Annotated in this window: 17 protein-coding genes; 2 read left to right on the top strand and 15 right to left on the bottom strand. The window is 49.7% G+C overall.

Translation table 11 applies throughout. The annotated features are described in order from the left end of the window. Positions 1 to 4 precede the first annotated feature (4 nt). The 8 genes from tap to flhD all read right to left on the bottom strand — a co-directional run bounded on the left by tap (position 5) and on the right by flhD (position 8,819). The gene (gene tap / locus RTW80_RS04710) at positions 5 to 1,606 is read right to left on the bottom strand and encodes a methyl-accepting chemotaxis protein IV (RefSeq protein ID WP_063119339.1); all 1,602 of its coding nucleotides are present in this window, start codon (positions 1,604 to 1,606) and stop codon (positions 5 to 7) included. Between the two features lie 45 nt (positions 1,607 to 1,651). Further along, positions 1,652 to 3,313, bottom strand: a complete 1,662-nt coding sequence (gene tar, locus RTW80_RS04715) for a methyl-accepting chemotaxis protein II (RefSeq protein WP_001297437.1) — start codon at positions 3,311 to 3,313, stop codon at positions 1,652 to 1,654. Positions 3,314 to 3,457: 144 nt separating this feature from the next. Continuing rightward, a complete protein-coding gene (gene cheW, locus RTW80_RS04720; protein WP_000147302.1) occupies positions 3,458 to 3,961 on the bottom strand; it encodes a chemotaxis protein CheW in 504 nt (167 codons plus the stop codon). Between the two features lie 20 nt (positions 3,962 to 3,981). Beyond that, positions 3,982 to 5,946, bottom strand: a complete 1,965-nt coding sequence (gene cheA, locus RTW80_RS04725; RefSeq protein ID WP_001300654.1) for a chemotaxis protein CheA — start codon at positions 5,944 to 5,946, stop codon at positions 3,982 to 3,984. Positions 5,947 to 5,950: 4 nt separating this feature from the next. Further along, entirely contained in the window at positions 5,951 to 6,877 is a 927-nt protein-coding gene (gene motB / locus RTW80_RS04730; protein WP_000795630.1) for a flagellar motor protein MotB, read from the bottom strand. Then, entirely contained in the window at positions 6,874 to 7,761 is an 888-nt protein-coding gene (gene motA / locus RTW80_RS04735; RefSeq protein ID WP_032247640.1) for a flagellar motor stator protein MotA, read from the bottom strand. The genes motB and motA overlap by 4 nt, the downstream gene beginning before the upstream one ends. A 126-nt stretch (positions 7,762 to 7,887) precedes the next feature. Continuing rightward, positions 7,888 to 8,466: a flagellar transcriptional regulator FlhC gene (flhC, locus tag RTW80_RS04740; RefSeq protein ID WP_032247641.1), complete on the bottom strand. Its 579-nt coding sequence runs from the start codon at positions 8,464 to 8,466 to the stop codon at positions 7,888 to 7,890. Positions 8,467 to 8,468: 2 nt separating this feature from the next. Beyond that, positions 8,469 to 8,819, bottom strand: coding sequence for a flagellar transcriptional regulator FlhD (gene flhD / locus RTW80_RS04745; protein WP_001295647.1), 351 nt, complete (start codon positions 8,817 to 8,819; stop codon positions 8,469 to 8,471). 779 nt (positions 8,820 to 9,598) lie between these two features. Between flhD and uspC the strand changes: the two genes are divergently transcribed. Beyond that, entirely contained in the window at positions 9,599 to 10,027 is a 429-nt protein-coding gene (gene uspC / locus RTW80_RS04750) for a universal stress protein UspC (RefSeq protein ID WP_000122426.1), read from the top strand. A 6-nt stretch (positions 10,028 to 10,033) separates the two neighbouring features. Here the strand turns inward: uspC and otsA are convergent, their stop codons facing one another. The 5 genes from otsA to araF form a co-directional block, all read right to left on the bottom strand. Then, the gene (gene otsA / locus RTW80_RS04755) at positions 10,034 to 11,458 is read right to left on the bottom strand and encodes an alpha,alpha-trehalose-phosphate synthase (RefSeq protein ID WP_001295646.1); all 1,425 of its coding nucleotides are present in this window, start codon (positions 11,456 to 11,458) and stop codon (positions 10,034 to 10,036) included. After that, positions 11,433 to 12,233, bottom strand: coding sequence for a trehalose-phosphatase (gene otsB, locus RTW80_RS04760; RefSeq protein WP_001295645.1), 801 nt, complete (start codon positions 12,231 to 12,233; stop codon positions 11,433 to 11,435). Before otsB ends, otsA begins: the two co-directional genes overlap by 26 nt. Before the next feature lie 166 nt (positions 12,234 to 12,399). Further along, positions 12,400 to 13,386: an arabinose ABC transporter permease AraH gene (gene araH / locus RTW80_RS04765; RefSeq protein ID WP_000100205.1), complete on the bottom strand. Its 987-nt coding sequence runs from the start codon at positions 13,384 to 13,386 to the stop codon at positions 12,400 to 12,402. 14 nt (positions 13,387 to 13,400) lie between these two features. After that, positions 13,401 to 14,915 carry an arabinose ABC transporter ATP-binding protein AraG gene (gene araG, locus RTW80_RS04770; protein ID WP_001187819.1) on the bottom strand — a complete coding sequence of 505 codons (1,515 nt, stop codon included), beginning with the start codon at positions 14,913 to 14,915 and terminating at the stop codon, positions 13,401 to 13,403. Between the two features lie 69 nt (positions 14,916 to 14,984). Further along, positions 14,985 to 15,974 carry an arabinose ABC transporter substrate-binding protein AraF gene (gene araF, locus RTW80_RS04775; protein ID WP_000548675.1) on the bottom strand — a complete coding sequence of 330 codons (990 nt, stop codon included), beginning with the start codon at positions 15,972 to 15,974 and terminating at the stop codon, positions 14,985 to 14,987. Positions 15,975 to 16,770: 796 nt separating this feature from the next. On the opposite strand from araF, the gene RTW80_RS04780 reads away from it, so the two are divergent. Beyond that, on the top strand, positions 16,771 to 17,274 hold the full coding sequence (locus RTW80_RS04780; protein ID WP_000179469.1) for a non-heme ferritin-like protein: 504 nt from the start codon (positions 16,771 to 16,773) through the stop codon (positions 17,272 to 17,274). 78 nt (positions 17,275 to 17,352) lie between these two features. Here the strand turns inward: RTW80_RS04780 and yecJ are convergent, their stop codons facing one another. Next, complete coding sequence (gene yecJ, locus RTW80_RS04785) at positions 17,353 to 17,604, bottom strand: DUF2766 family protein YecJ (protein WP_000082127.1); 252 nt, start codon at positions 17,602 to 17,604, stop codon at positions 17,353 to 17,355. 114 nt (positions 17,605 to 17,718) lie between these two features. Further along, positions 17,719 to 17,805, bottom strand: a complete 87-nt coding sequence (azuC, locus tag RTW80_RS04790; protein WP_010723106.1) for a stress response protein AzuC — start codon at positions 17,803 to 17,805, stop codon at positions 17,719 to 17,721. Between the last annotated feature and the right edge of the window lie 159 nt (positions 17,806 to 17,964).

The following is a 17,964-nucleotide window of genomic DNA, read 5'->3' on the forward strand; positions in this document are numbered from 1 at the left end:
CACTTCAGGATACCACTGGCGCAATTTGTAACTGCACCGACTCATGTCGTGCTACTTCATGTTCTTCAAGGGTAAATACCGCCACACGCGACGAAAGATGGTCGGCCTGATTCGCCAGTTGTTCCGTTGCCACCGCCACTTCTTCTACCAGCGAGGCGTTCTGCTGAGTCACCTGATCCATCTGGCTGACAGCCTGTGCAACCTGCTCAATCCCCCGCTGTTGTTCTTCCGACGCAGAGGCAATTTCTCCCATAATGTCGTTCACGCGGGTCACCGAACTGACAATATCGATCATGGTCGCGGCGGCGTTATTCACCAGTTTCGAACCCTGCTGGACACGATTGACTGACTCTTCGATCAGCCCTTTGATCTCTTTTGCTGCCTGCGCGCTACGGCTGGCAAGATTGCGCACTTCACCTGCCACTACCGCAAAACCACGCCCCTGCTCTCCGGCGCGAGCCGCTTCCACTGCCGCATTCAGGGCCAGAATATTGGTCTGGAAAGCAATTCCGTCGATAACGCTGATAATGTCGCCAATTTTTTGCGAGCTGGTGGCGATCTCCTGCATGGTGTGAGTCATGGTACTGACCTGAACACCGCCCGCCTGCGCCGTTGTCGCGGCATTTTTTGCCAGTTCCGACGCCTGTCGTGCGTTATCGGCGTTTTGCCCTACCGTGGCGGTTAATTGCTCCATACTGGCGGCCGTTTGTGCCAGCGATGCCGCCTGCTGTTCGGTACGACTTGAGAGATCGTTATTGCCTGCGACAATCTCCGCGATACCAATGTGCATCTCCTGGCTTCCCTTACGCACATCACTTACCGTCCCACGCAAAGCCTGCTGCATGGTCTTCAGACTGGCAAAAATGGCGGTGATCTCATTACGACCATATACCGCAATCGGACGCGCCAGATTACCCGCAGCAATGCTGTCAAAATGGCTACCGATAATGGCCAGTGGTTGAACAATCATCTTGCGCGTCCACCACAGCGCACTGCTGATGTAGATCGCCGCAACAATAATCATGCTGATAAACACCAGTGCCGAAATCTGATAGTTACGCTGGCTTTGCGCACTGGCGGCTTCCAGCACATGGTTGATCTCCAGCTGCCAGGCCTCAAAGTTAACGTCAAACGCATTCTGTGATCCCTGCACCGGCGCAGTGAGGAAATCCGAAAGTTGATTACTTTCAAGCCAGGTCGCCTGATGTTCGAGATCGTTGTGCCAGCGGGCAAAACTTTTCTCCGTCTCTTTTTGCAATCCCCTGACGTGCTCGTTGCCCGCAGTCATCGCCATAAAACTTTTAAACAGCGTGGTGGATTGCGTCAGACTGGCGCGCGCCGTCGTCATCAACGTTTTAATGTCATCCGCCGGATAGCTAAGTGCCGTCAGAGTGCCCGCTTTGTTCAGCGCGGTACTGGCCTGTAACATTACCGCCCGAGTTTGCGCTAATGCCGCACGTTGCTGATTGCTCTGCTCGACCTGATTCAGTCGTTGCAAATCGTCGCGAAATGCCCAAAAAGACATGCCGTTACTGCCAATCTGCAAGATCCCGCAGAGAATCAAAATTAAAAACAGCGTGGTCGAAATTCGAATACGATTAAACATCAACGCTCCCCATCAGGCGGCAATGACCGCGTTAGTAAATACTCGTCAAAATGTTTCCCAGTTTGGATCTTGTTCAGCAATTCGCAGTCGTGGCTGTGCCGGTGGTTGCTCACTGGCAGGACGGGATGGTGTTTGCGGTTTATTGGTGAGTGGGCTGGCTGCCAGACGGAACGCGGAAACCGCTTGCGTTAAACGACTCGCCTGTTCTTCCAGCGCAGCGGCGGCGGCAGCTGATTCCTGCACCAGCGATGCGTTCTGTTGCGTGACGCGATCCATTTCCGAAACCGCCAATGCGACTTGATCGATGCCACGGCTCTGTTCATCCGATGCCGATGCAATCTCGCCCATAATGTCAGTCACGCGAGTGACAGCATTGACGATATTGTTCATTGTTTCCCCGGCGCTTTCGACCAGCACCGAACCGGTATCAACGCGTGAGACGGAGTCTTCAATGAGGGCTTTGATCTCTTTTGCCGCCTGGGCGCTGCGACTGGCAAGATTACGCACTTCACCCGCCACCACGGCAAAACCACGGCCCTGTTCACCCGCACGCGCGGCTTCAACCGCGGCATTCAGCGCGAGGATATTAGTCTGGAAGGCAATACCGTCGATAACGCTGATAATGTCGGCAATTTTCTTCGAACTATCGGCGATCTCATGCATCGTTTTCACTACGCCATCCACCACTTTGCCGCCGTGCTGGGCGGTGTCGGAGGCACTTTGCGCCAGTTGCGAGGCCTGGCGGGCGTTATCGGCGTTTTGCTTCACTGTCGCGGTGAGCTGCTCCATGCTGGCGGCAGTTTCTTCCAGCGCGGATGCCTGCTGTTCAGTACGGGAGGAAAGATCGGTGTTGCCCGCCGCAATTTCACGGGTACCGGCATAGATGGCATCTGAACCTTCGCGGACATGAGTGACGGTGTCAGTCAAAGAGCGTTGCATATGTGAAACGCTCTGCGCCAGGTCGCCCATTTCACTGCGCCCGTCAATGGTCAGGGTATTCGCCAGGTTACCACCGGCGATTTCGCGAATGTGAGCAATAATTTTTGCCAGCGGAGTAAGCAACATACGGCGAATGCCGTACCACGCCACCAGCAGAATCAATACCACCACCAGCGCGATAACCGCCAGTTGCCACTGGGCAAATCGGTAATCATCTGCGTTGTCAGTGACGATATCGCGATACAGTTTTTCACTGCTGAGGGCGTACTGAGCAAACGCTTCGCCCATTGCATTTTGCATTCCCTGGGTTGGCTGAGCGAAATAAGCTCCAGTATTGCCATAATCTAGATAATCAATCAGTTCAGTTAACGCTGTGTAATAGTTTTTATATTTTTCATCAATATTACGACTGGTAGCGACCATTTCAGGTAACGGTGCCATGCTTTTGAATTTTTTATAATGCGTCGCTGCCTGCGCCAATGTTTTCCTGGCGCTATCGAGCAATTCAACTTTGGCGTTACTTTGTTGATTGGAGGAATCCATCATCATCCGTACCGCTGAACGACTCAGGTTAATGCGCGTTTGCAGCATTAAATCCCAGGTTGACGTCAGCTCGCCCTGCTGTTCCCGTAATTGATTGGAAACCACAAAGCTCTTCTGGCTATGGTGAAGGGAAGAAAAAAACAGACTGCCGGAAATAAGCTGTAACAGTGCGAATACCCCCAGCACCATTACCAACAGCGTGACTACGCGGATACGGTTAATCATAAGGCACCTTCCTGAAAACAAGTTGATCTCGTTATCGGCAAGGAGGGGGGAAACTTTATTGCTGATGCCACCCGCCGCGAAATTGAAATAAAAAACCCGATGCGCAGATCATCGGGTTCATTTCAATTGAGGAAATCGGGAGAATTACGCCACTTCTGACGCCGCGCTATCTAACAGCGCCATCTCTTCGCTGTTCAGCAGTTTTTCGATGTTCACCAGAATCAACATCCGGTCGCCCAGTGCGCCCAGTCCAGTGAGATATTCTGTTGAAAGCGTCACGGCAAATTCCGGTGCCGGACGAATTTGCTCCGCCGTCAATGAAAGCACGTCTGAGACGCCGTCAACCACGATGCCGACCACCCGCTGTCCGAGATTCAGGACGATAACTACCGTGTTGTCGTTATAGTCCACATCCACCTGGCTGAACTTAATTCGTAAGTCAACAATCGGCACAATAACGCCGCGCAGATTCGTGACGCCTTTGATAAACGCTGGCGTGTTCGCAATCCGTGTTACCTGATCGTAGCCACGGATCTCCTGCACTTTCAGGATATCAATACCGTACTCTTCATCACCAAGGGTAAATACCAGAAATTCCTGGCCTGACGGCTCGCTGGCCAGCTTTGTTACATTCGTCATACCGGTCATATTGTTACCTTTTTACTCATTCAGGCGGCGGTGTTCGCCATACGTTGTTCGCGGTTTATCGCCTGCAAGGCGGAGACATCAACAATCAGTGCCACGCTGCCGTCGCCAAGAATGGTCGCAGCAGAAATGCCGGGGACTTTGCGATAGTTACTTTCAAGGTTTTTAACCACAACCTGGTGTTGACCAATTAATTGATCCACCAGCAAGGCGTAGCGGCGACCGCCACTTTGTAAGATCACCACAATTCCCTGGGTGGCTTCGGTTTTCGCGCCCGCGACGTTGAACACTTTCCACAGTTCGACGATGGGCAGATATTCACCCCGCACTTCCAGCACCCGCTCGCCGCCGGCCAGTGGATGGAGATCGGCTTCACGGGGTTGCAGTGATTCCATAACAGCATTCAGCGGCAGAATGAAAACTTCATCCGCAACGCGTACGGACATGCCGTCGAGGATGGCCAGCGTCAGCGGCAGTAAAATGCGGATCGTAGTGCCAGTACCCTGCTTCGACTGGATTTCGACATGACCGCCCATCTCCTGGATATTACGTTTGACGACGTCCATGCCGACGCCGCGCCCGGAGACGTCGGTGACCTGCTCTGCCGTGGAGAAGCCAGGTGCAAATATCAGCATCGCGACTTCGTCGTCGCTCATGTTTTCGCTGACAGTCAAACCTTGCGAGGCCGCTTTTGCCAGAATTCGCTCACGGTTTAGCCCCGCCCCATCGTCGGTCACTTCAATGCAAATGTTGCCGCCCTGATGTTCGGCAGACAGAATTAAATTTCCGACGCTGTTTTTACCTGCGGCGAGCCGTTTTTCTGGCAGTTCAATACCGTGATCGAGGCTATTGCGTACCAGGTGGGTCAGCGGGTCGATAATGCGTTCTATCAGGCTTTTGTCGAGTTCAGTAGAACTGCCCACCAGCGTCAGTTCTACCTGCTTGCCGAGTTTTCCCGCCAGATCACGCACCAGCCGGGGATAGCGACTAAAAACATATTCCATCGGCATCATGCGAATCGACATCACTGATTCCTGCAAATCACGGGCGTTACGTTGTAACTGCCCCATGCTGGTTATCAAATCACCATGATTAACCGGGTCCAGTTCGCTGGAACGCTGGGCAAGCATGGACTGGGTGATAACCAGCTCGCCGACGAGGTTAATTAATTGATCAACCTTTTCTACCGCTACACGGATGCTGGTGGATTCATTGCTGCGCGTCGTTTTTTCCCGCTCCACGCGGCCGGTTGGCGCTTGTTCGGCTGCCAGTTTAAGCACTGGTGGGGTGGATATTTTTGGCGAGACTTCTACTGTTTCAAAGGTAATCTGATCGGCTTCAATCACAAAACAGAGTACCGCTGTGATGTCATCTTCGGCGATGTCGCCCGGTAATATTGCCGAGAGCGAATCCGCCCCTTTCACCACGTCAGTTAACGTTGTCAGATGTCCCAGTTCTTCTTCCAGCAGGTCGACTTCCCCGGCCTTCAGGCGCGAAAGGATAATTCGTCGCGGCGACTGACTGCGACTCTGCTCATCTTGCGGTTCACTTTTGGCAACCACACTTAATCGGGTCACTGCGGATGGCGTTTCGCCTTTCGCTTCTAATGCCAGTTGACGCAAGGCCTGGCAGATATAATCGAAGCTGGCGGCATCCGGCTCTTGCGACTGTTTATAAGCGTCGAGCTGTTCTTGCATGATGTCCTTCGTTTCCAAAAACAGATTGATAATGTCGGTGTTGAGTTGCATCTCACCTCGTCTGGCTTCATCGAGCAGGTTTTCCATCAGATGCGTGGTTTCCTGCAAAACGCTGAAGCCAAAAGTTCCTGCCCCTCCTTTGATCGAGTGGGCAGCCCGAAAGATGGCATTCAATTGTTCGGCATCTGGCGCTTCCGGCTGCAAAACCAGCAAATGCTGCTCCATGTCAGCCAACAGTTCGTCCGCTTCATCAAAAAATGTCTGATAAAAATCGCTTATATCCATGCTCACGCTGTCACCTCGGTTCGGCTGATGGCATTGTGGGAACACTGACCTGTGGTGCAACCTCAGGTTTTTCCAGGGCGCTTACTGGCTCATTCTGGCTTTCGGCGTTTTCATGCAAAATGGCCTGTTCGGCTTGTTTGTTCAGTACCAGCAGGCTGATGCGACGGTTGACGGCATCATCAGGTCCGCGATCGCTTAAGCGCATCGTTGCCGCCATGCCGACGACACGTAACACTTTGCCGCTATCCAACCCTCCGACCATCAGTTCGCGGCGGGATGCATTGGCCCGATCGGCAGAAAGCTCCCAGTTGCTATATCCTTTCTCACCGCTGGCGTAGGGGAAATCATCGGTATGACCTGAAAGGCTAATACGGTTGGGAATACCGTTCAGTACAGGCGCAATGGCGCGCAGAATGTCGCGCATATAGGGTTCGACATCGGCACTGCCGGTTCTAAACATCGGGCGATTCTGGCTATCGATGATCTGAATACGTAGACCTTCCTGGACCAGATCGATTTTGAGATGGGGACGTAACGCCCGCAGTTTCGGATCGGACTCTATCAACTGGTCGAGATCACCCCGCAATTTCCGCAATCGACTTTGCTCCATGCGTTTTTTCAGCTCTTCGATGTTCGGCTGCTTATTCACTTCCCCCTGGCTTTGGGTGTAATCATCACCACCGCCGGGAATTGGGCTTTCACTATTAGAAATGCGATCGCCGCCCGTAACCGCAGTCGCCAGTGGAGTCCGGAAGTACTCCGCAATCTGAATCAGCTCTTTTGGGCTGGAGATGGAGATCAGCCACATCACCAGAAAAAAGGCCATCATCGCAGTCATAAAGTCGGCATAAGCAATCTTCCACGATCCATGTGCTGCCCCGTGGCTTTTGGCTTTGCGTCGTTTGACGACAATAATCGGATGCGCTTGATTCTTCATGCTTCCTCGATTGTCGTCTGTTGTTGCGGATTTTTCACCGCACGCACATGCTCTTCCAGTTCAATAAACGACGGACGTTCGCTGGAATAGAGCGTTTTGCGACCAAACTCAACGGCGATAGGCGGTGCGTAACCGTTCAGATTAGAAAGCAGAGTGACTTTGACGCACTGCATCATTTTGCTGGTTTCGGCGCTTTTCTGACGTAAAACAGTCGCTAATGGGGAAATAAATCCGTAAGCCAATAAAATGCCGAGGAAAGTCCCCACCATCGCATGTGCGATAAGCGCACCCAGCTCGGCGGCAGGACGATCGGCTGAACCTAACGCGTGAACGACCCCCATTACAGCCGCAACAATACCAAACGCCGGAAGTGAGTCCCCGACCAGCGCCAGACTGTTCGCCGGGACTTCTGCCTCGCTTTCGTGCGTCTCAATCTCTTCATCCATCAGGGCTTCGATTTCGAAGGTGTTCATGTGACCGCTGATAATCAGGCGCAGATAATCGACGATAAAATCAAGCATGACGCTATCCGCGAGGATGCGTGGGTAGCTGGCGAAGATCTCGCTCTCACGGGGATTTTCAATATCACGTTCCAGCGAAAACATCCCCATCTGCCGCGATTTCGCCATCAACCGATAAAGCAGAGCCAGCAGATCCATATACATTGCTTTGGTGTATTTGGAGCGACGAAACAGCAACGGCAGCGCCTTCAGCGTGCCTTTAATCGCTTTGCCATTATTGCCGACGATAAACGACCCAATCCCTGCACCGGCAATAATCACCAGTTCAGCGGGTTGATAGAGTGCTCCAAGGCTTCCACCGGTCATCAAATAACCGCCGAAAACTGTACCGAGAACAACCAGGTAACCTAATAAGATAAGCACGACATCATCCTTCCACTGTTGACCATGACAGGATGTTCAGTCGTCAGGCGTTAACGCGCGATTGGGGCAAAAAAAAGCAGCGGTACGTCGTTACCGCTGCTGGAATGTTGCGCCTCACCGTATCAGTTAAACAGCCTGTACTCTCTGTTCATCCAGCAGTTGTGGGATAATATCGGCAGGATTCTGGGAAAGTTTACGTCTTTTTACTGCCCGGGATGGCGGTTGACATAAGCTGCAGGCAAAGCTGCCAACAGGCTGGTGAGCGTGGGTAATAAAATTGCCGCCGCAGCAGTTGCAGCTGGAAAGTTGCAGTAATCCACTTTCAACAAACCGCACCAATGTCCAGGCACGGGTTAATGCCAGCAGTGGTCCTTCTTCTGCTTGTGGGCACTGTTCAAGGTATAAACGGTAGGCTTTGATCACCGCATCGACGCCATTACACAAACCGGTTTTCAGTAAAAACTGCCATGCATTACAGAACATCGAAGCATGAACGTTTTGTTCCCAGGTCATAAACCAGTCGGTTGAGAATGGCAGCATGCCTTTCGGCGGTGGGCTTCCGCGCAGTTCTTTATAAAGTTTTATCAGGCGTCCGCAACTTAACTGTGTTTCGCTTTCCAGCATCTGCAAACGAGCGCCCAGGGTGATCAATTCCATTGCCAGCTGAATATCCCGCGCTTCCTGAACAATGCTTTTTTCACTCATGATCAGGCCCTTTTCTTGCGCAGCGCTTCTTCAGGCTGATTAACATCATTCAGCAAGCGTGTTGAGAGCATGATGCCGGTATGAATTTGCTGGAGATCGTCAACGCGGGAATCTTGCGTCAACTGAGTAATCGTCTGGTGGCTGTCAAAACGGAAGTGACAAACCAGTTGATTGGTTTCTGCCAGCTTAACCATTTGCGGAAGAGTCAGTGCCGCTAACGTTGTCGCCATTTCTTCATTTATGCCGAGACGAAACATAGCGGACGCTTTGTCCTGAACAATCAAACGCTGTGCAAGTAGTAAATATGACAAGTTGATGTCATAAATGTGTTTCAGCAACTCGGAGGTATGCATTATTCCCACCCAGAATAACCAACTTTATTTTTATGCGGTTTCACCGCACCCCGTGATGTCGCCGGGAAGCCCCGGTAAAAAATAATTAGCATTAGAATAGTTGCGATAAGCTGCAATAAGCAGAACCACCTTTATGGTTTAATATGTCCTTACAAATAGAAATGGGTCTTTACACTTATCTAAGATTTTTCCTAAATCGACGCAACTGTACTCGTCACTACACGCACATACAACGGAGGGGGGCTGCGATTTTCAATAATGTGTGATGCAGATCACACAAAACACTCAATTACTTAACATAAATGTATAAGTCATACTTTTGTTTTGGGTGTATTTCAATCTGTTAAAAAGTTTTTCGCTACGCTAGCAAGCAAAAATGAAACAGGAATAATCGAAATGGGATGTTGCGCACAGTCAAAATAACTCACCGTAAATAATCATCTGCTATAAATAATCACTTTCATGCAATACCAGATAAGCTATTTTTAAACAGACACTTACCGCACAACAAACTAATTAAATACAAAGAAAGGCAACAATCAACTTAATGTTAATGAAATGTTTTACATATATTAACCACTTGTTTAATGCGGAGAATCAGTACACTATTTTCTTATAATTACATTTGAAATTATATGATCACCGGGAGTGATTGATTAATTATCTTTACTAATAATCAGACTAATATTTACCAGTTTGACCGAGTTGGGATTGCGTCGTTTCTCCATTAGGAGTAAAGCTTTAATGTCACCTGAAGTTCACAGAATAAGGAACAGGTTATGAGCTATAGCAATATTCTTGTCGCTGTTGCGGTTACACCGGAAAGTCAGCAACTGCTGGCAAAAGCGGTATCTATCGCCAGGCCAGTAAAGGGACACATCAGTTTAATTACTCTCGCTTCCGACCCGGAAATGTACAATCAATTAGCTGCGCCGATGCTTGAAGATTTACGCAGCGTGATGCAGGAAGAAACGCAAAGCTTTCTTGATAAGTTAATTCAGGATGCGGGGTATCCCGTTGACAAGACGTTTATTGCCTACGGTGAGTTAAGCGAACATATTCTGGAAGTATGTCACAAGCATCATTTCGATTTGGTGATTTGCGGTAATCACAATCACAGTTTCTTTTCGCGAGCATCCTGCTCGGCGAAAAGAGTTATTGCCTCAAGTGAGGTCGATGTGCTGTTAGTTCCACTTACGGGAGATTAACCGCTCCTACGCAAGCTTTGGAAAGGTAGCAACTTTATCGCGCTGCTGGCTTTCCGCGCTTCGCGGAACTATCTGCTTTAGGTCGCTAATGAAGCACTCCTGCCAGTGGTTAATATCGTTTTTCACGATAACGTCCAGCATTTCTGCATGACGGGAAATACGTTCCGCCAGCGACATAGTCAATGCACGATCCAGCGCAGCTGCAACTTCGTCACGATCGTAGGGGTTAACAATTAACGCCGACGTTAACTCGTTTGCCGCTCCCGCAAATTGCGAAAGAACAAGAACGCCCGGATTGGCTGGGTCCTGAGCAGCAACATACTCTTTTGCTACCAGGTTCATCCCGTCACGCAGTGGCGTCACTAAGCCCACGTCAGAGTAGCGGAATATTTTCATCAGTAATTTACGGTCAAAATGCTGATTCAAATAATAAAGCGGCGTCCAGCCTAATTGCCCGTATTTACCATTAATTCGTCCAGCTTCATTTTCGAGCTGATGACGAATATCCTGATAGGCTTGCACATCACCACGCGACGTTGGTGCAATCTGGGTATAACGAATTTTACCATGATGCTGCGGATATTTTTCCAGCAACGCTTCATAGGCGAGAAAACGCTCTGGCAAACCTTTGGAATAATCCAGCCGTTCGACAGAAAAGATATTTTGTACGTTTTTCAGTTCCGCTTTAAGTTGCGCCAGTTTTGGCGGCAGTGGCCCGGCAGCCTGTTTGGCTATTTCTTTCGGTTCAATGCCGATCGGGTAGACTTCTGTTCGAAATGCTTTGCCCCAGGCTGTATGGCTTTTTGCGCTACGTGTCGTGACGCGGGTCAGGTTAGAAAGACAATCCAGGAACGCCAGACGATCGTTTTCTGTCTGGAAACCCAGCAAATCATAATCACAAAGCTGTTCAAGCAAGGTGTCATATGTCGGCAGCGCGTTGAAGATTTCCGGTGTCGGGAAAGGAATATGCAGAAAGAAACCAATGCGATTATTCACTCCCCGTTTGCGTAATTCATGCGCAAATGGCAACAGGTGATAATCGTGGATCCAGATAATGTCATCGTCTTGCAACAGCGGCAGTAATTTATCTGCCAGCAACGCATTTACGCGTAGATAGCCGTCCCAGGCAGGACGCTGAAATTGCACCAGATCGAGCCGATAATGAAAAGCGGGCCAGAGAACGGCATTGGAGAATTGGTTGTAGTATTCGTCAAGGTCCTGTTCGCTGAGGTTAAAAGAGGCCCACGTAATGTTACCTTTTTTCACCTTTTTTAGCGGCTGATCCTCATTCCCTGTTTCACCACTCCAGCCAAACCACAGTCCGCCTGCGGCTTTCAGTGCCCCCAGTATGCCAACGGCAAGGCCACCGGCACTGGCGGCGTGCTCGTCTGGTGGTGCAATCCGGTTAGATACTACGACTAAACGACTCATAGTCATCACTCCTGTTATTTTCTCTTTTTTGTTGTAATGCGGTGGTTATCATTTCAAGCCAGCTCCAGACATCCGGCACACCCGCCAGTCGCCATGATGCCTGAGTTGCACCTGTGCCAATTTTTACTGACATTCCGCCCAGTCGGTTAACGACTGCGAAGCCAGATTCATCGGTTAAATCATCGCCCAGAAATACGGGCGTTCGCCCGATAAAGGGAGCTTCCTGCATAAAAGCTGCAATTGCCTCACCTTTACTGGTACCTCTCGGTTTGATCTCGACAACACACTTTCCCTGCTGTAACGCCATTTGTGGCCAGATCTGAGTAATACGTTGCGCTAATGTCATTAATGCGTCTTCATGCTGCGGAGCCTGACGATAATGCAGCGCAAAAGCCATCCCTTTCGCCTCCAGCTCCGCGCCGGGATACTGAGCGATGACTGTATGCAGTTGCACGCTAATATCACGCGCAATCGCATCCGGCAGATGAACGATATGTGTTTTACCATTGATGTCACGGCGCTCCGCCCCATGCACGCCCGCTAACGGGAAGCGATAAGGTTTTGCCAGTGCGTCAAGCTCCACCATTGAGCGCCCTGATATCAATGCCAATGCACCATCACTTGCGGTTGCCAGTAGCTGTAGTCCTTGCAGAATATTGTCAGGCACGACGACCTGATCGGGATGCGGTTTGATTTCCGCCAGCGTTCCATCAAGATCAAAAAACCAGGCATATTTCGCGGATAGTTCAGGGGTTTCGGTTAACGGTTCTGTCACCCGGTTCTCCTCCTTCTCTTTTCTTATTGTGTTGCGCAGAACGCGCTTTACAGACATGTAAGTATAGACAGTGTGACGGGGGTCGCCATTTGCAACGAAGAACAGCCAACCGTTATGGCGGTTGGCTATGGTGGGAAAAAACGCTAAATTGTTGCAGAAAAAAGCATCAGACAGTGCGTTTCGCTTTTTGCTTGTAACGGTCGAAGATCACCGCTGCCAGCAGGATTAAGCCGCGAACCACGTACTGCGCGAAAGGAGAAATATTAAGCAGGTTCATGGCGTTTTCCACGGTGCCTAAAATTAAGATACCCGCCACCACATATGAGATTTTTCCGATGCCACCTTTCAGAGAAACGCCACCTAAAACGCAGGCGGAGATAACAATCAGCTCATAACCAATCGACGTCATTGGCTGCCCACTGGTCATACGTGAAGCCAGAATAATTCCGGCTATCGCTGATACCAGGCCTGAGAGAACAAAGATAATAATTTTGGTGCGAACAACCGGTACACCCGCCAGACGCGCGGCCTCTTCGTTCCCGCCAATCGCCAGGGTGTTACGACCAAAGGTGGTTTTATTCAGCAGCAAACCAAAGATAATCAGACACGCGACGGTGAGCCAGATTGGCGCAGGCAGACCGAACCAGTTGGCGTAACCAAGGGCAAAGAAGCTTTCATCTTCGATACCGACCGCTTTACCGTCTGAAATGATGTACGCCAGACCTCGAACAATCTGCATCGTTGCCAATGTCGTGATCAGAGCATTTATTTTCAGTTTGGCGATAACAAAGCCATTGACCAGGCCACAGAGAACGCCCAGCAACAACCCCGCTGCCACGCCAATCCACAGGCTTTCAGTCAGGTTAATAACCACCGCCGTGGTGACACCCGCACAGGCAATTACGGAGGCGACAGAAAGGTCAAAGTCACCGGAAGCGAGGCAGAACAACATGCCACAAGCCACCATCCCCGACATGGAAATTGCCAGGCCCAACCCTTTCATATTAATGAAGGTGGCAAAATTTGGGACAAAAATGGCACAGGCGATAAAGAGCACCGCAAACACCACCAGCATGCCGTACTGATCCCAGATACGCCCGAAGCTGAATGACGACTTAGGTGCGCCAGACCCCGATGTAGAAACAGAAGACATCATACTCTCCTTACTCAGGCAACAGCCTGGCTGACTTTAGGCATCGCAAGGCTCAGTGCCTGACGCTCATCTGCCTGCTCGTGTAACAATTCACCGGCGATTTCACCTTCCCGCATCACCACAATCCGGTCGGCAACGCCGAGGACTTCAGGTAAGTCGCTGGAGGCAAACAGCACCGCCACGCCCTGCGCCGCCAGCGCATAAATTACGTTATATATTTCGTGCTTAGCGCCAACATCAATGCCGCGCGTAGGTTCATCCAGCAAAATGACCTTCATCTCTTCCGATAACCAGCGGCCCAGAATGGCTTTTTGCTGATTTCCGCCTGAGAGATTCATGATCAGTTGCTCCGCGCCCGGCGTTTTGATGTTGAGCGAACGAATGTGGTGATCGGCATTGTTTTCTTCCCAACCGTTGTTGATTACACAACCGCCGAGCACATGTTTACGTCTGGCACTGATGTTGATATTGTCGCGAACGGAGTGCACGGGAATAATGCCTTCCGCTTTGCGATCTTCCGGGCAGAGCATCATGCCTGCGGCAATGGCGTGGCTCGGTTTACGAATATCGATCGGCTGTTGGTCGATATAAACCTGACCGGCGGTGATTTGCGTCCCGCCAAACATGCCTTTCATTAATTCGCTACGCCCCGCCCCTACCAGACCAAACAGCCCAACAATTTCACCACTGCGAACCGCCAGACTTATTGGCGTACGCACGCCTGGTGCTTTCACAGCATCAAGACGTAGGCGCTCCTCGCCATAACTACGCGGTTGCCAGCCGTAGATATCGCCAATGTCGCGCCCGACCATCGCCTGCACCAGCGCGTCGTGGTCAACCTGCTGCATATCGGTAAAGGTTTTGACATAACGTCCATCTTTAAAGACAGTAATGGCATCGCTGAGGGCAAATATTTCTTCCATACGGTGAGAAACGTATAAGATTACCCGCCCCTCTTTTCGCAGTTCACGAATAACGCGGAAAAGATTGTCGATTTCACGGGCAGAGAGGGAGCTGGTTGGCTCATCAAAGGCGATAATTTTGGCGTTACGCGCCAGCGCTTTGGCGATTTCAACCATCTGCCACTGACCAATGGAGAGATATTTCAGCGGCGTGTCCGGGTCAATATCCATACCAAGATGTTTAAGTTGTAAACCCGCCTCATAATTCAGCAATGAGCGATTCACAATGCCGCCTTTATGCGGCAGCTGGCCGAGATAGATGTTTTCCGCGACGGTCATTTCCGGCACGAGATGCAGTTCCTGGTAAATAATCGCCACGCCCGCGTTAAGTGCTGCGGTCGTGTCGGAAAAGGACATTTCCTGCCCATTAATCACTACAGAACCCGTGGTTGGCGCATAGTTGCCGCTGAGGATTTTTAAGAGAGTTGATTTTCCTGCGCCATTTTCACCCATCAACGCATGAACCTGACCGGCATAGCAGTCAAAACTAATATCCGTCAGCGCCTTAACGCCGGGAAACGTTTTACCGATGCCGCGAAATGAGAGATACGGGGTAGACTGTTGCATAACGTCTCCGTGAATCACTGGTCGTTCACACCCCCTCTGCATCATGCAGAGGGGAATTTTTCCGGCAAATTACTTACCGCCTAAACCTTTTTTCTCCAGTTCTTCTTTAAAGTTGTCACGCGTGATCAGTACCACGTCGGTAACTTCGGTAAATTTTGGCGGTTCAACGTCTTTTGCTACCCAGTTGTAAAGCATTTCGCTGGATTTATAGCCATGTACGTCCGGGCTTGGCAGCAGGGAACCGTAGAAGCCGGTTGCCTGTGCTTTAGACAGTTCGCTCACCGCATCCACACCGTTAATGCCAATGCCGATGATATCGGCCGCTTTAAAGCCCTGACCTTCCGTCGCGCGTACGCCGCCCAGCACGGTGCTGTCGTTCATACCGACGATCAGCCAATGTTTAACTTCCGGATGTTGAACCAGCATTGAGTTGGCAGCGTCAAATGCCCCCGGGATGTCGTTAGATTTGGTAGGTACCTGATAAATTTGTTTTTCCGGGAATCCGGCCGCTTTCAGCGCATCCATAGATCCCGTAGTACGGCGGCGGGCGGTATCCAGTTCGTTGGCGGTAATCGCCATCACCGCGCTTTCTTTGACATCCCAGCCACGTTTCTGCATCTCTTTATACAGTTCCTGGCCCTGACGTTCGCCAATTTTAGTCGCCGCCATCATCACCAGCGGAACGGTATCCATTGGCTTACCTTTGGCGTTAACAAACTGGTCATCCACGGCAATGACTTTCATATCGTAGCCACGCGCTTTCGCGACGATGGCAGAGCCGAGTTTGGGGTCCGGAGTACAAATAACGAAACCTTTTGCGCCACTGGCAGCCAGGCTGTCGATCGCGTTCAATGTTTTTTCGCCATCCGGCACGGCAATCTTAATAACCTCAAACCCTAAATCCTTCCCGGCTTTATCGGCAAACTTCCATTCGGTCTGGAACCACGGCTCTTCCGGTTGCTTCACCAGAAAACCGAGCTTCAGGTTCTCCGCCATAGCGGATTGTGACATAACGGCTGCCAGACCAATGGCTGCCAGGGCTTTAGTAAATTTGTGCATGGTTCTCTCCAGCTTTAGTGTCGTTTTGTGTAGGGCAAAAACGAATGACATTCGTTAAATTAATCGGAAAACAAAGCATTACCTTTTAACTAAAAGATAAGTGACTGTGTTGACATAGTTTTAGCGAGAAATTAATTCTCCATAGGAGAGCAATATCACATCGCAGAATTACAGTGAGAACGTGCATAAATTTAGCGGGAAAAGACATAATGGAAAGCCAATTTGTCAGACAAATTGTCGAATGCACAGCAGATTAATCCATAAGATTAGCCTGGAAATCCTTGTTGTCTTTGGTACCCATGCGGGATGTCTTCTTTTTAACCAGTCAATAGGCCGCATTACCTGGCGTTGAGTTTTTGAAATGGTGTAATAACCGCAACTCAAAGATGTGGAAAATGCACGTCATTCATTTCGTCATTAATTATCACTGTGCTCATTAATTAACAGAACACGTATAATGAGAGCCATCTCGCAAAAATGAAAAAACGTTTTATAAAATCATCACTTCATCATGAATTCAAATTCATTGATTAATATCAACAAGATACAAAAAGCACTATCATTAAAATTCATTGCAGTTACATTGATTTCATCAATGAAATGTAAAAATATATAAACTTGATGATTTAAGCATTTTCTTATACCCGTTCAGACGTTATTCTTATTTCAGATCATCGTCAGAATTGACTCCACGATCACATTTCGGACCGGCAGAAAGGAATTATTCTGCAAACAGTAATTATGGTGTTTTGATTTATCTTGCACCTCTCCACTTCTGGATATAAGGATATTAGGTATGGCAACCGCTGGAATGCTTCTCAAACTCAACTCTCAAATGAACCGCGAGTTTTACGCATCCAATCTCTACCTTCACCTGAGTAACTGGTGTTCTGAACAGAGTCTGAACGGCACCGCCACTTTCCTTCGCGCCCAGGCACAGAGTAATGTGACCCAAATGATGCGCATGTTTAACTTTATGAAGAGTGTCGGCGCTACCCCCATCGTTAAAGCCATTGATGTTCCCGGTGAAAAACTGAACTCTCTGGAAGAACTGTTCCAAAAAACGATGGAAGAATACGAGCAACGTTCTAGTACGTTGGCACAGTTAGCCGATGAAGCGAAAGAACTGAATGATGATTCAACCGTCAATTTCCTGCGCGATCTGGAAAAAGAACAGCAGCATGATGGTCTGTTGCTGCAAACCATTCTTGATGAAGTGCGCAGTGCGAAACTTGCGGGTATGTGCCCTGTGCAGACCGACCAACATGTTCTGAATGTCGTGTCACACCAGCTGCATTGATCATCATCGGCGCTAATGCATTGCGCCGATGAAGGTTTTGAGAAACCGCTGCCTCATCTGTTTGAAGCAGCGGTTTTTTTAATGGGATTCACCCTGTGGGGTAAACTTGAGTTCAATAAGCGCGATGGCTTTTTGGATTGCCCGCATGGTGACCGGGTCTGCGGCGGCGGGATGGTTAGTAAAGTCGATATTCTTCAGCTGACTGGACATTTTTTCACGAACTTCAACGGGCGCGATTACATCGAGAACATCCAGAATTTGTTTGATAACCAACTGGCAAGCAACCACATCAGAAACCAGTTCCTGATCGGCATTCAGCGGCTGGGACATCGTAAACTCCTGATAGCATTTTGAAAGCCGTTATAGTAGCGGCTTCACATCTTCAGCGATAGTCACATCCACCGTCATCAGGACACAAAAAAACCTGCCGGAGCAGGTTTTTTGTTATCGGAACATATTGCCTGGCGGTACGTCTTTGAACGTCTTGCAATAGTTATTGAACATACTTTTCAGGATTTTGCGCAGTTTCATCGCGGCACTCCGACTATTTGTTATACAGGTGTTATTGTCTTTGCGCTTATAATATGACAACCATCACAAAAATCAAACTTTATGTGATACAAATCACATAAATACCCCTTTAATGTTATAAAAATGATAATCAAAAAACAGCCCCCCTATTTCTGACAC

The sequence above is a fragment of the Escherichia sp. AM3 genome (assembly GCF_032029835.1).
Taxonomy (GTDB): Bacteria; Pseudomonadota; Gammaproteobacteria; order Enterobacterales; family Enterobacteriaceae; genus Escherichia; species Escherichia coli.

Bases quoted from the DNA above. Each gene is read 5' to 3' on its own strand.
- tap (WP_063119339.1), bottom strand. From the start codon at position 1,606: ATGTTTAATCGTATTCGAATTTCGACCACGCTGTTTTTAATTTTGATT.
- tar (WP_001297437.1), bottom strand. From the start codon at position 3,313: ATGATTAACCGTATCCGCGTAGTCACGCTGTTGGTAATGGTGCTGGGG.
- cheW (WP_000147302.1), bottom strand. From the start codon at position 3,961: ATGACCGGTATGACGAATGTAACAAAGCTGGCCAGCGAGCCGTCAGGC.
- motB (WP_000795630.1), bottom strand. From the start codon at position 6,877: ATGAAGAATCAAGCGCATCCGATTATTGTCGTCAAACGACGCAAAGCC.
- flhC (WP_032247641.1), bottom strand. From the start codon at position 8,466: ATGAGTGAAAAAAGCATTGTTCAGGAAGCGCGGGATATTCAGCTGGCA.
- flhD (WP_001295647.1), bottom strand. From the start codon at position 8,819: ATGCATACCTCCGAGTTGCTGAAACACATTTATGACATCAACTTGTCA.
- uspC (WP_000122426.1), top strand. From the start codon at position 9,599: ATGAGCTATAGCAATATTCTTGTCGCTGTTGCGGTTACACCGGAAAGT.
- otsA (WP_001295646.1), bottom strand. From the start codon at position 11,458: ATGAGTCGTTTAGTCGTAGTATCTAACCGGATTGCACCACCAGACGAG.
- araH (WP_000100205.1), bottom strand. From the start codon at position 13,386: ATGTCTTCTGTTTCTACATCGGGGTCTGGCGCACCTAAGTCGTCATTC.
- araG (WP_001187819.1), bottom strand. From the start codon at position 14,915: ATGCAACAGTCTACCCCGTATCTCTCATTTCGCGGCATCGGTAAAACG.
- araF (WP_000548675.1), bottom strand. From the start codon at position 15,974: ATGCACAAATTTACTAAAGCCCTGGCAGCCATTGGTCTGGCAGCCGTT.
- RTW80_RS04780 (WP_000179469.1), top strand. From the start codon at position 16,771: ATGGCAACCGCTGGAATGCTTCTCAAACTCAACTCTCAAATGAACCGC.
- yecJ (WP_000082127.1), bottom strand. From the start codon at position 17,604: ATGTCCCAGCCGCTGAATGCCGATCAGGAACTGGTTTCTGATGTGGTT.
- azuC (WP_010723106.1), bottom strand. From the start codon at position 17,805: ATGAAACTGCGCAAAATCCTGAAAAGTATGTTCAATAACTATTGCAAG.